This window comes from Xanthomonas sp. NCPPB 1826 (assembly GCF_056725285.1).
Genome location: NZ_CM161521.1, coordinates 3,671,647 through 3,685,040 on the forward strand (window position 1 = coordinate 3,671,647; position 13,394 = coordinate 3,685,040).

Consider the following 13,394-nt stretch of genomic DNA (forward strand, 5'->3'; position numbering starts at 1 on the left):
CCACCACGCGCTCGGTCCCGAGCGCGCGTCTGCAAGACCCCGCATCCGGCGAGCAGCAGCCCGCCGTCCATCCCTGTGCGTGATGAGGAGAGACATCATGAAATACAGCACCACCCTGCTGTCCAGCGCGATCGCGTTGTCGCTGGCATTCGCTGCGCAAGCCCAGGACGCGGTCGACCGACAGGCTACCGATCTGGATGCCGTGCAGGTGGTCGGCATCCGTGCCAGCCTGGAAAAATCGCTCGACACCAAACGCAACAACGCCGGCATTTCCGAAGCCATCACCGCCGAAGACATCGGCAAGTTTCCAAGCACCAACGTGGCCGAGGCGCTGTCGCAGATTCCCGGCGTCACCCTGGACCGGCGCTTTGGCCAGGGCGAGCGCGTCAGCATCGACGGCACCGACCCCAGCCTCAATCTGTCCTTCCTGGACGGCCATCCGGTGGCGCAGGCGATCTGGCTCTACGGCGAGCAACCCAGCCGCGGATTCGACTACACCTTGCTGGCGCCGCAGATCCTGGGCCGCGCGGAAATCCTCAAATCCTCCGAAGCGCGCCTGACCGAAGGCAGCCTGGGCGGCACCGTGTTGATGCACACCCGGCAACCGCTGGACCTGGACGTCAACGAGGTGGCCGCCTCCATCGGCTACAGCTACAGTGCGCAGGCCAGCGAGGGCAAACCGAACGCGGCGCTGCTGTATAGCTGGAAGAACGCGGCCGACACCTTCGGCATCGCGGTGTCGGCGCAGCATTACGAAGAACGCGTCGATCGTCGCGGCATGGAAGTGTTCGGCTACGCGCCGGCCAGCACCTTCGCCAATGCCGCAGGCGGCGTGCCCGCCGATGCGGACGTGCCCAACTCGATCAACGCGGCCTGGTTCCAGCAGGATCGCGAGCGCGACAGCGCCGTGGTCAACCTGCAGCTCAAGCCCAGCCAGGCGCTGGAATTCAACCTCAGCGGCCTGTACATCAACGAGAACTTCGACAACTACAACCAGTCGATGTACAGCTTTTTGACCTGGAATGCCGGCACGGTGGCGGCGGTGGACCAACTCGGCGGCCTGCGCAATGGCGTGGTGACCAGCGGGCATTCCGGCGCCAATGCCGACCCGCTCGGCGGCACCGTGATCTACGACAACAACGTGCGCGAATCGGAAGTCACTACCAAGGGCCTGGACCTGCGCGGCGCATTCCGCGGCGATGGCTGGGGATTGAATGGGCAGGTGGGCCAAAGCAGATCCGAGAACAAGGACCTGTCGCAGTATTTCATCGAGCCGTTCTACAACGGCGGCTTCAGCTGGGACACGCGGCGCGGCATCCGTTTCGACGATCCGGCGCGCGCGCGCGATCCGGCCAACTGGGGCTCGGCCGGCGGCTGGTTCGGCAATAACGGCATCTTTTCCACCGAAAGCAAGGACACCTACGGCCAACTCGATCTGAATCTGCAGTTCGACAGCGTGTTCAACCAACTGCTGCTGGGCGTGCGCCATGGCAAGCATGAGGAGCGCTTCGAGCTCAACGTCTATGGCGGCGTGACGCCGGGCACGCTAGCCGACGTGGGCACGATCGGGCTGACCGATCTGCAGGATTTCTATCCGGACCACGGCCGGCATGTGCAGGCAGGCCGCAACAACGTGCTGAACTGGATCCGTAACAGCCCGGTCGACTACGGCGCGCCGGATCCGGCCAGCTACCTCAACAACACCTGGGCGCTGCAGCAGACCAATAACGCCGCCTATGCGCAATTGAACTTCTCCGGCGGCGGCCTGCGCGGCAATCTCGGGCTGCGTTATGTCGATTCGAAAACCGAGGGCAGCGGCTTCGTCTACAGCGGCACGCCCACACTGCAGAACGCCGACAGCCTGTGGCAGACCCGCACGCGCAAGGAGGATTTCCTGCTGCCCTCGCTCACGCTGTCCTACGAGGCCGCCGACGATTGGGTGTTCCGTTTTGCCGCAGCCAAGGTGATCGCCTGGGCACCGTACAACCAGATGGTCAACAACACCTTCCTCAACGACACCACGCTGACCGGCAGCGGCGGCAATGCCGAGCTGTCGCCGTACGAATCCTGGAACTTCAACCTGTCGGCCGAGTATTACTTCGCGCAGCAGTCGGTGGTGGCGTGGTCGCTGTTCTACAAGAAGATCGACAACTACATCGACACCAGTGCCAGCGTGGAGCGCCAGTACAACGCGCTGCGCGATACCGCGCCGCAGAGCTGGGCGCAGTTGCTCGGCAGCAACGGCTGCAGCGCCGATGGCTATTGCGATTACAGCATCCAGCGGCCACGCAATGCCGGCGATGGCAAGGTCAAGGGCTTCAACATCGCGTTCCAGCAGCCGTTCGGCGACAGCGGCTTCGGCCTGACCGCCAACTACACCTACGCCAATGGCGAAAACAACACCGGCGACGCCCTGCCCTACCAGTCGCGCAACAGCGTGGCAGTCAGCCCGTACTACGAAAAAGGCCCGCTCAACGCACGGCTGACCTACAACTGGCGCGACAGCTATCTGGCCGGCGGTTACGTGGCCGGCGCCGCGCCGGCAAGCGTGGATGACTACGCCGAACTCGGCGCGAGCATCGGCTATGCGTTCAGCCCGAACTGGTCGCTGCAGATCGACGCGCAGAACCTGCTGGACGAACAATACCTGCAGTATCTCGGCAACACCGACCATCTGGCCGGCCGCTACAAGAGCGGGCGCCGATACATGGCAACCCTGCACATGAAATTCTGACAGCGGCTGGCAACCGGACGGCGCGCACCGCCAGGCGGTGCGGCCAATATCCGGAACCGGCATGTACCGGGCGTACACGCCGGTTCCCGGCACCGTCCACGCCCAGCTGACCACTGCGCGCTGGGTTGCGTTCACCGCTCAAAGCGCAGTGCTCGGCCTGAGTGGCCAGTCGGTGGCAGGACCAGCGCCGACACAACGCGATGGCGATGGCGGCAAGCCGTCGTCACCAGCGCCTCCGGCACCAGTCAGTTGCGCAACGCGGCCACCCGCTGCGACAGCTTCTTCGCCGACACGCCCGATTTGGCACCCAGCTCCTGCGCGAATACCGACACGCGCAATTCCTCCAGGTCCCAGCGTAGCGACTGCCATTCATCACGTTGCTGCAGACCGCGCGCAGCCGCCTGGTCCAATGCATCCACGAACGGCTTGAGTTCGAGCATGCGCGCCTGGTCGCGGGCCGGATCGCGTTTGGCGCGCTCTGTTCGCAGGATCATCGCCTTGAGATAGCGCGGGTAATTGGCCAGCGCCTCGGCGGGTGTCTCGCGCAGGAAACCGGCGTGCACCAGCGCACGCAGCTGCTGCTCCATATCGTCCAAGTTGCCGCGCGCCCAGCCCATCAACGGCGCTTCCAGCAGGGGCTTGAGCTCGGCCACCGCGGCGAGAATGCTTTCGGCCAGCTTGAGCCGTTCCATCGCCTCGCCGAACAGCCGCTTGACCGCCTCGTCGCGGCGCTGCGCGAAGGCGCCGGGGTCGCGGATCGCGCCCAGACCATCAGCCAGCACCGCGTTGAGCGCGGCATCGACCAGATCGCCGCGCAGGCGCTCCTGCGATTCGATCGCCGCGTACAGCAGGCCGGTCTTGGGCGACACCGGCAACTGCTTGCGCGCCTGCTTGATCTTGTCGGCCAGCGCGATTTCCAGCAGCCGGCGCACGCCGCGCGGATGCGCCTGCGCCGCCTCGTTGCGGTCGGCAAAGATGCGCAACGCCGCGTCGTCGCCCTGATCCACCAGCGCCGGATAGGCCGGCACGCCGGCTTCGCCGGCAACCTGTTCGGGAATCGGCGTGGACGGAAAATCACGCAAGCCCTCGGCAGCCAGCGCGCGCCCTGCACGCGCGGCGAAGGCCTGGCCGGCACGCTCGCCAAAGCGGGCGCGCAATCCATCCAGATCGCGCGACTCGGCCAGCACCTTGCCGTCGTCATCGCGCAGGCGCAGGTTCATCAGCAGATGCGTGTCCAGCGACTCTTCGTCGAAATCCAGCGCCGCCACCTGCGTACCGGTGGTCTTGGTCAGAAAGCGCGCCAGCTCGCCGCGGATGTCATCGGCCGAGGCGATGCTGTAGGCCTCGTAGAACGCGCGCCCGAAATCCGGGGCCGGCACATAATTGCGCCGCTGCGCCTTGGGCAAGCTGCGAATCAAGGCCGATGCCTTGTCGGCAACGAAGCCCGGCGCCAGCCACGACAGCCGCGCCGGATCCAGCGCGTTGAGCAGGTGCAGCGGCACCTCCAGCGTCACCCCGTCATCGATGGCGCCCGGCTCGAAGCGGTAATGCAGCGGCAACCGCGCATCGCCCAGCGGGAAATACTTCGGAAAACGATCGGCCTCGCTGCCTTCGCCCGGCAACAGGTCATTCAAGCTCCAGTGCAGGCTGCGGCGCTTGTCCGGCGGCAGGGTTTTCCACCACGCATCCAGCCCGCTGGCCGAATGCAGTTCGGCCGGGATGCGGTCCAGATACCAGCGCGCCTGCCAGTCTTCGTCGGCCACGATGCCGGCGCGGCGCAGCTTGGCTTCTTCTTCGCGCGCCTGTTCCAGCACCTTGAGGTTGTCGGCGATGAACGCCGCACGCGTATTGATCTCGCCCGTGACCAGGCCCTGGCGCACGAACAGGTCATGCGCGCCGGCCGGGTCGATCTTGCCAAAATGGACCGGCTTCTTCGGCGCCAGCACCAGGCCGAACAGGCTGATCTGTTCGGACGCCACCACCTGCCCCTGCGCACGCGACCAATGCGGGTCGAAATGCTTGCGTGCCAGCAGGTGTCCCAGCTCGGCGATCGCCCAGTCCGGCTCGATCGCGGCATTGGTCATGCCCCAGACTTTTTGCGTGTCCAGCAGCGTGGCGGCCAGAATCCACGGCGGCGGCTTGCGTGCCAATGCCGAGCCGGGGAACGGCACGAACCGGCGTTGCCGCGCGGCGAGAAAGTCGCCTTTTTCGGTGCGATGGCCGATCTGCGTGGGCAAGCCGGCCAGCAGCGCGCGGTGCAGGGCCTGATACGCCGCTGCACGTTCGCGCTCACTGGTGCGTGCCGTGGCTTCGGCCGCTTCGGCCTGTTTGGCGGCAGCGGCAGAGGTGGGTTGTGCAGGTGGCGCGTTCGGATCCGGCTTGCCTTCGCGCGCCAGCCGCGCAGCGCGATGCAGCTGCCCACGCGTGGGCCGGTTGGCGTTGTGCCCATCCTCGCGCGCAGGCGCGCTGGCACCGGCCAGCAATGGCGCCAGCATCGCGGTGGCCGGCTCTTCGCTCCAACCCAGCTCTTCGCACAACAGGCGCAGCTGCCGATGCAGCTCGCGCCATTCGCGCATGCGCAGGAAGCCGAGAAAATGCCGGTTGCACCAGTCGCGCAGCTTGGACTGGGTGAGATCTTCGTGCACCTGTCGGTAGGCCTCCCACAAGCGCAGGATGCCGACGAATTCCGAGCGTGCATCGGCAAACAGCGCATGCGCGTTGTCGGCCGCTTCGCGTGCCTCGGGCGGGCGCTCGCGCGGATCCTGGATGCCCAGGAAGGCGGCGATGATGATCATCTCGCGCAGGCAGCCGTGCTGTTGCGCAGCCACCAGCATGCGCGCCAGCTTGACGTCCACCGGCAGGCGCGCCATCTGGCGGCCGGTCGCGGTCAGGCGGCGGTTGCCGTCGATCGCGCCCAGCTCGAGCAACTGCTGCCAGCCATCGGCGACCGCACGCTCGTCCGGCGCTTCCAGGAAAGGGAAATCCTCGATCCGCCCCAGCCCCAGTTGCAGCATGCGCAGGATCACGCCCGACAGCGACGAGCGGCGGATTTCCGGATCGGTGAATGCCGGCCGCGCGGCAAAGTCCGCTTCGGCATACAGGCGGTAGCAGATGCCCTCGGCAATGCGCCCGCAGCGGCCCATGCGCTGGTTGGCGCTGGCCTGCGAGATCGGCTCGATATGCAGCCGGTCCAGCTTCTGGCGCGGGCTGTAGCGCTTGATCCGCGCAAAACCCGGGTCCACCACGTAACGGATGCGCGGCACCGTCAGCGAGGTTTCGGCCACATTGGTGGCCAGCACCAGGCGCCGACGCGGCCCCGGGTTGAACACGCGGTCCTGGTCGGCCGCCGACAGCCGCGCGTACAGCGGCACCACTTCGGTTTCGCGGTACTTGCGCCGTTCCAGCGACTGGTGCGCATCGCGGATCTCGCGCTCGCCGGGCAGGAACATCAGCACGTCGCCACGCGGATCGATGCGGGTGATCTCGTCGATCGCCGCCACGATCGCATCGTTGACGGTGCGTTCGCCATCGCGGCCATTGCCACGCTCGCCGTCTTCAGTGTCGCCGGCCTCGCCTTCGAGCGGCCGGTAGCGCACTTCGACCGGGAAGGTGCGGCCTTCCACATCGATCACCGGCGCATTGTCGAAATGCTGGGCGAAGCGCTCGGTATCGATGGTGGCCGAGGTGACAATCAACTTCAGATCGGAGCGCTTTTGCAGCAACTGCTTGAGATAGCCCAGCAAAAAATCGATGTTGAGGCTGCGTTCGTGTGCCTCGTCCACGATGATGGTGTCGTAGGCCGACAACCAGCGGTCGCTGGCGATCTCGGCCAGCAGGATGCCGTCGGTCATGAACTTGATCCGCGACTGCTCGCCGACCCGGTCGGTGAAGCGCACCTGGAAGCCCACCGTGGTGCCCAACGGCGTCTTCAGCTCCTCGGCCACGCGCGCCGCCACCGCGCGCGCGGCGATCCGGCGTGGCTGGGTGCAGCCGATCATGCCGGCCGCACCGCGCCCGGCCGCCAGACACAGCTTGGGCAGCTGGGTGGTCTTGCCCGAGCCGGTTTCGCCGGCGATGACAACCACTTGATGGTCACGGATCAGCGCGATGATGCGCTCGGCCTCGCGCGCGATCGGCAGTTGCTCATCGAGTGTGATGGCCGGCTGCTGCTCAGCGCGCGCCTGACGTTGCGCCTGCGATGCCGCCAGCGCCTGCTCGAAGGCCTCGCGCACCTGCGGGTTGCCGGGCTTGCCTTGCCAGCGCGACCATAGACCGAGCAGCCGGCCACGGTCGCGGCTCATCGCGCCATCGACGGCGCGGCGGCGCTCACGCAAGGTGTTGGCAAGGTCGGTGTCGATAGCGCTCATTGATGGAAAAATGTGAAAGATTGAATGACAAGAGATCCTTTAGCCTGTCTATTGTGACCCGATATCAGTTTCCTCAGGAGGACCATCCACATGTCCAAGAAAAAGAACGCCAACAAGCCCGTCTTCATCAATGAAGCATTGGACGCACTGCCGGTCGCCGCAGCATCGGCACCACACATCGATATCGGGATCAAGGACAGCGATCGCAAGCAGATCTCCGACGGTCTGGCCCGCTACATGGCTGACGCCTTCACCTTGTATCTGAAGACCCACAACTTCCACTGGAATGTCACCGGGTCGATGTTCAACTCGCTGCACACCATGTTCGAGACGCAGTACACCGAGCAGTGGGCTGCGCTGGACGAAGTGGCCGAGCGCATCCGCGCCCTGGGCTACAACGCACCGGGCTCCTACAGCGAGTTCGTCGCCCTGACCTCGATCCCGGAAGAACAGGGGCTGAGCGACAGCGCCGACTGGCGTGAAATGGTGCGCCAGCTGGTCAGCGGCAACGAGGCGGTCTGCCGCACCGCACGCAAGGTGCTGGGCACCGCCGACGACGCCGGCGACGACCCGACCGTGGACCTGCTGACCCAGCGCCTGCAGACCCACGAGAAGTACGCCTGGATGCTGCGTTCGCTGCTGCAGTAACCCCCTTGGCTTCCCCCCCCGCGGGTTTGCCCAAGGTTTCGCTGCGCCGAAACCTTGGGCTCCTGCTGCATAAATTAGACACAGAGCCTCTCTCCCCTCGGGCGAAAAGTGACAGCTTTCGCGCCATGGGCGCGCGTGTCTTGGAGCGCCCGCGCCACAAGCGCGGGCTGGGGCGCGGAGCGAGGGGTTGGGGTGAGCTTACGGAGCGAAGCTCCAGTCGCCTTAGGCAACGCTCGGCCACCGGCCATTTTCCATGCCGCACGCCGCATATTCAGCAACGTCCGCATCAGCACTCGTGGGCGCACCCACCACATCGCGGCAATCCCCGACGCGCCATCGCGCAACAGCGTCAGCCTGACACCGACCAGGGCTTGACCCGCGCGGTATCCTAAGCGGATGTCTTCCCCCGCCCACGAACTGCTCAGCCGCGTCTTCGGTTACGACGACTTCCGCGGCCCACAGCAAGCCATTGTCGAACACGTCGCTGCGGGTAACGATGCCTTGGTGCTGATGCCCACCGGTGGCGGCAAGTCGCTGTGCTATCAAGTGCCGGCGCTGTTGCGCGACGGCATCGGCATTGTGGTCTCGCCGCTGATCGCGCTGATGCAGGACCAGGTCGAGGCCTTGCGCCAGCTCGGCGTGCGCGCCGAATTCCTCAATTCCACGCTGGACGCGGAGAACGCACAGCGGGTCGAACGCGCCCTGCTGTCGGGCGATCTGGACCTGCTTTACGTCGCCCCGGAGCGCCTGCTGAACCCGCGCTTCCTGTCCCTGCTGGAACGCAGCCGCATCGCGCTGTTCGCCATCGACGAGGCGCATTGCGTCTCGCAGTGGGGCCACGATTTCCGCCCCGAATACCGCCAGCTCACGGTGCTGCACGAACGCTGGCCGCATATCCCGCGCATGGCGCTGACCGCCACGGCCGATCCGCCGACCCAGCGCGAGATCGCCGAACGCCTGGACCTGGTCGACGCGCGCCACTTCGTCAGCTCCTTCGACCGCCCCAACATCCGTTACACCGTGGTGCAGAAGGACAACGCGCGCAAGCAGCTGCAGGAGTTCCTGGGCCGCCACCGCGGCTCGGCCGGCATCGTCTATGCGATGTCGCGGCGCAAGGTCGAGGAGACCGCGCAATATCTGTGCTCGCAGGGCTTCAACGCCCTGCCTTACCACGCCGGCCTGCCGGCCGAGGTGCGCGCGGAAAACCAGCGCCGCTTCCTGCGCGAGGACGGCATCATCATGGCCGCCACGATCGCCTTCGGCATGGGTATCGACAAGCCGGACGTGCGCTTCGTGGCGCATGTGGATCTGCCCAAATCGCTGGAAGGCTACTACCAGGAAACCGGCCGCGCCGGCCGCGATGGCGATCCCGCCGAGGCCTGGCTCTGCTATGGCCTGGGCGATGTGGTGCTGCTCAAGCAGATGATCGAACAGGGCGAAGCGGCCGAGGAGCGCAAGCGGCTGGAGCGCGCCAAGCTCGATCACCTGCTCGGCTACTGCGAATCGATGCAATGCCGCCGCCAGGTGCTGCTGGCCGGCTTCGGCGAGACCTATCCCAAGCCCTGCGGCAACTGCGACAACTGCCTGACACCTGCCGCCGCCTGGGATGCCACCGTGGCCTCGCAGAAGGCGCTCAGTTGCGTGTACCGCAGCGGGCAGCGCTTCGGTGTCGGCCACCTGATCGACATCCTGCGCGGCAGCGAGAACGAGCGCATCAAGCAGCTCGGCCACGACCAGCTGAGCACCTACGGCATCGGCCGCGACCTGGACGAGCGCACCTGGCGCGGGGTGTTCCGCCAGCTGGTGGCGGCCAGCCTGCTGGAGGTCGACAGCGAGGGCCACGGCGGACTACGCCTGACCGATGCCAGCCGCCAGGTGCTCAAGGGCGAGCGCCAGGTGATGATGCGGCGCGAGAACCCGGCTGCCGGGCGCGAGCGCAGCGCGCAGCGGACCGGCCTGCCGGTGCAGCCGCAGGATCTGGTGCTGTTCAATGCCTTGCGCGGCCTGCGCGCGGAGCTGGCCAAGGAGCAGAACGTGCCGGCCTTCGTGATCTTCCACGACAGCACGCTACGCAATATCGCCGAACAGCGGCCGACCAGCATCGATGCACTGTCGCGCGTCGGCGGTATCGGTGGCGGCAAACTGGCCCGCTATGGAGCGCAACTGATCGAGATCGTGCGCGAGCAGGGCTGATGCAACAGCATGTGTCATCGCGGTGGCGGGGCTGGCACAAAAATCCGCAGAATCGACAGCGCGCATTCAATCAGCAATTGCTAGTTTCACAAGGCGATCTGGCACGCGCTGTCAGTCCCTCTTGAGTAGAGTCCACCCATGAAACGCAGCCTGCTTCTTCTGGCCACTCTGTTTGCCGCCGGCAGCGCGCTTGCCCAGGCCGGCGAGAGCAGTGCCGAGCCGGGGTCGGCGCGGTCGCTGGACCTGAGCGTTCCGCAAGCCCCGGTGCAGTACCGCTCCGACCCGGAATACAGCACCGATCCGCCGGGCACCTTCTACGGCGACAAGAGCGGCCCCAAGCCTGCGTTGACCCGCCCCAGCGCGGCCTCACTTGCCGCCGAACGCGCCGAACAATGCCAGGGCAAGCTGCATGGCGCAGTCGAAACCGGCATGGGCTATTCCAACCGCGGCGGCAACAGCAACTGGCAGGCCGTCAACCTGAATTCCTGCAAGACCTATTACGACGACGACGGCAAGGCGCACCAGATCGGCGTCAGCATCAGCGTCGGACGCGGCGAAGGCGCGCTGTTCGGCCCGCGCTACGGCCCCGGCGGCTACGGCCCCGGCCCGTTCGGCTGGTAACCGTACGGCTCCGTCTGCGTTGACAGAGGGTTCACTGCCGCATCGCTGAGAATGTGGCCTGCCTTACGAGACGTGCTCATGTCACAGAACAAGGAACGGCCAGTTGTATTCGTCGTCGAAGACGGCGATGGCACCCGACAACTCAGCTGCCTTGTGCTGGAAAGCTATGGTTTTACCTGCCGTAGCGCAGGCTCGGTCGAAGAAGCGCTGACCCTGATCGAAAGCGACCCGCGCGTCGATGTGCTGTTCTCCGACATCCATTTTCCGGGCGGCCTGACCGGCGTGGACCTGGCGCTCAAGACGGCGCACGCGCCCTACAACCTGCCGGTGCTGCTGACCTCCGGCCTGGCGGTCGAGTATGTGGAAGAGATCCTGCCGGACGGTGTGGCCTTCCTCGAAAAGCCCTATACCCCCGAGCAGCTGCTGAGCGCGATCCGCAGCGTGATGGCCAAACACCGGGTGCTCCCTACCCCGGTCGCATAAGGGCAGCGGCACCGCGCAGATCGATATGCCGGCTTCCGCTGCAACTCGGCCTTCGGTGATGTGACCAGGCTCGGGTGAGGATGGACGCACCCCGATGTGACGAAAACTGTCGGAAACGTCCCGACAAGCTGTCGGCGCGGCCCCGATTTACGTGATGCGCACCTCATTTAGACTGCAGCCACCGGACGCGAGGCCTGTTGGGCCGCTCGACTCGCGAGGCGCTGAGCACGCCCCTGCCGGAACATTTGCCTGCACCGGCCAAGCGGTTCCCACATCGTGGTGGGTTGGTCGTCCATCAGCCTGGCTGCGCGCTTTACTCAATGAAAAAGTCGTTCGTGCGCAAGCGCAGACGACTCACTTGGGTTTGCAGTCGAACTGCTCGGTGACACGCCGGCCCTGTATCCGAGCTCCAACGTTACGAGCTCCAACCTGCACCTCGATCTGTGCTGACGCAGGTTGTGGCTGAGCTCATGCGCTGGCGTTGCATGCGCGTTGAATTGATCACCGGCATAGCGATCTCCAAACGCTGCTGCCTATGCGCTTGTGGCTTGAGACTTATCGGTTTGCGGTTACCGCCAACACAGCGTCAGTGCGCCGGTATTCGCACGGCAGCGCCGGCAGGCAGATGCCCAGCAAGCGCGCTCGCAGCTGTAGCGTGCTCTTGCGCGCATGGCGATGCACCGCTGCTGCGAGGGACGAATGCAGTGTATTTCACGCCATCAAGCAGGCCGCTCGCTAGGCTGATGTCAGTGCAGCACTTGGCTGCGAAGACTTTCAGGAAATTCCTATGGGCGACAATTCGTTTCTGTCACCGGCGTTCGTCATTCTGGTTATCGGCGTGATTGCCGTGGTGTTCTGGCTGGTGACCCGCGCCAAGAAGAAGCGCAACAAGAAGTAAGCAACACAGGAAGCGCGCCAAACATCGGGATGCCACATAGCCTGCGCTTGATGCGCACTTACCCTCAGTTGCTGATGCCAAGCGCCGGTCTAGGCCGGCCTTGCCTGGCACAACTAACACGCACTACTTCCCGCGTAACAGCGCACCAGTGCTGAAGCTGTCTGGACAGCAAGGCCCCCGCAGCGACATCGCTGCGTTGAGGCCGCACGACATTTGATGCACATACCGTGTCAGCAGCATCGGCAGGCGACCGCCTTGCGATTAGGCGCGCCGAAAACCGACACCAATTAGAACCGCTCGCCTGTCGGCAGATAGCGCCATTCCCCAATGGCCAGCTTGCCCAGCGACACACGGCCCACGCGCAGGCGCCGGATGCTGACCACCTCCAGCCCCACCTCACCGCACATGTAACGCAGCTGGCCTGGTTGCACGTGCTTGATCGCAAACCGCAAGCGCTCTTCGTTCTGCCAGCTCACCTTGCACAGCGACAGGCTGCGCTGCTGATACACCAGGCCATGCGCAAGCCGCGCCATGCCATACGGGCGCAGCTCACCGCGCACCTCCACCAGGAATTCCTGTTCGATCGAGGTCGCATCGGCACTGAGCCTGCGCAGCACGCGGCCGTCCTGGCTCAGCACCAGCAAGCCGCTCGCTTCGTCCTCCAGCGGCAGCGGCGCGTTCAAGCGCAGGAAGTGCCGCTTCAGCACCCGCATCTCGAGCTGGTCCAGTGCGCTGCGCGTTGCCGGCGTGGCCAGTGCCAGCGCCGCTTCGGCGCTCATGCCTGCCGGTTTGTGCAGCAGCAGCGTGGCAGGCTCGGCAGCTGCGAGCACGGCGTCTTCCGCCAGCGTCACCTGCGCTGCAGTGGCCAAGGCTTGCGGCTCTTCGACCACGGCCCCGTCCACACTGACCCAGCCGCCTTCGATGTATTGCTGCGCCTCGCCACGCGAGCAACCGAACAGCGCGGCCACGCATTTGTCGAGACGGATCGGATCGGACATCGGGCGAGCTCGGCTTCAGGGCACGGCAGTGTACGTGCTGGGTCGATGGATGCGTGAGGCCGGCTTCTGCACCGCCCGACAACATGGGAAACTGGGCGCTCACACAGGAGATTGCAGATGTTCATCAAGTTCGGCACCACCCGGGTCCGCCTCAACCATATCTCCGTCATCAGCGATCCCTTCAATGCAGGCGAAAACTTCGGCTCGTATTGCCACTCGGTCCGGGTCGGCCTGCTCTCCGGCGAGGAAATCTTTGCACGCTTCAATACCGAAACCGGCGCCGAGCAGCTGCATGCAGAGGTGCTCGCTGCACTGGAAGGTTGAGCGCAAGACCCACAGTGCCGTCACGCGCGTGATGCCTCACGCGCGATGGGCGTTGCCGGCAGAGCAGCCAGCACTTGCGGGCCCGCAAATCGCTCGCGGCAACGTGGGCTTGTCGCACCGCATCACGG

Annotated in this window: 8 protein-coding genes and 1 other RNA gene; 7 read left to right on the forward strand and 2 right to left on the reverse strand. The window is 65.6% G+C overall.

Annotated elements, in window-relative coordinates; genetic code table 11:
* Positions 1-97 precede the first annotated feature (97 nt).
* Both AC1PLA_RS15525 and AC1PLA_RS15530 read left to right on the forward strand, forming a co-directional pair.
* Complete coding sequence (locus AC1PLA_RS15525; protein WP_481104880.1) at positions 98-2,734, forward strand: TonB-dependent receptor; 2,637 nt, start codon at positions 98-100, stop codon at positions 2,732-2,734.
* Positions 2,735-2,795: 61 nt separating this feature from the next.
* Positions 2,796-2,870: non-coding RNA, sX9 sRNA (locus AC1PLA_RS15530), on the forward strand.
* A gap of 109 nt (positions 2,871-2,979) precedes the next feature.
* On the opposite strand, the gene hrpA is transcribed toward AC1PLA_RS15530, so the two are convergent.
* Entirely contained in the window at positions 2,980-7,101 is a 4,122-nt protein-coding gene (hrpA, locus tag AC1PLA_RS15535; RefSeq protein ID WP_481104881.1) for an ATP-dependent RNA helicase HrpA, read from the reverse strand.
* A gap of 90 nt (positions 7,102-7,191) precedes the next feature.
* Between hrpA and AC1PLA_RS15540 the strand changes: the two genes are divergently transcribed.
* From AC1PLA_RS15540 to AC1PLA_RS15555, 4 genes are all read left to right on the forward strand, one after another.
* Positions 7,192-7,749 carry a Dps family protein gene (locus AC1PLA_RS15540; RefSeq protein WP_481104882.1) on the forward strand — a complete coding sequence of 186 codons (558 nt, stop codon included), beginning with the start codon at positions 7,192-7,194 and terminating at the stop codon, positions 7,747-7,749.
* Between the two features lie 396 nt (positions 7,750-8,145).
* Entirely contained in the window at positions 8,146-9,942 is a 1,797-nt protein-coding gene (recQ, locus tag AC1PLA_RS15545; RefSeq protein ID WP_039519542.1) for a DNA helicase RecQ, read from the forward strand.
* A 138-nt stretch (positions 9,943-10,080) separates the two neighbouring features.
* The gene (locus tag AC1PLA_RS15550; RefSeq protein WP_016903709.1) at positions 10,081-10,563 is read left to right on the forward strand and encodes a hypothetical protein; all 483 of its coding nucleotides are present in this window, start codon (positions 10,081-10,083) and stop codon (positions 10,561-10,563) included.
* Positions 10,564-10,641: 78 nt separating this feature from the next.
* Positions 10,642-11,046, forward strand: coding sequence for a response regulator (locus AC1PLA_RS15555; RefSeq protein WP_016903708.1), 405 nt, complete (start codon positions 10,642-10,644; stop codon positions 11,044-11,046).
* 1,185 nt (positions 11,047-12,231) lie between these two features.
* On the opposite strand, the gene AC1PLA_RS15560 is transcribed toward AC1PLA_RS15555, so the two are convergent.
* Positions 12,232-12,942: an rRNA pseudouridine synthase gene (locus tag AC1PLA_RS15560; RefSeq protein WP_481104883.1), complete on the reverse strand. Its 711-nt coding sequence runs from the start codon at positions 12,940-12,942 to the stop codon at positions 12,232-12,234.
* A gap of 117 nt (positions 12,943-13,059) precedes the next feature.
* On the opposite strand from AC1PLA_RS15560, the gene AC1PLA_RS15565 reads away from it, so the two are divergent.
* The gene (locus AC1PLA_RS15565; protein ID WP_167706967.1) at positions 13,060-13,266 is read left to right on the forward strand and encodes a hypothetical protein; all 207 of its coding nucleotides are present in this window, start codon (positions 13,060-13,062) and stop codon (positions 13,264-13,266) included.
* The last annotated feature ends 128 nt before the right edge of the window (positions 13,267-13,394 follow it).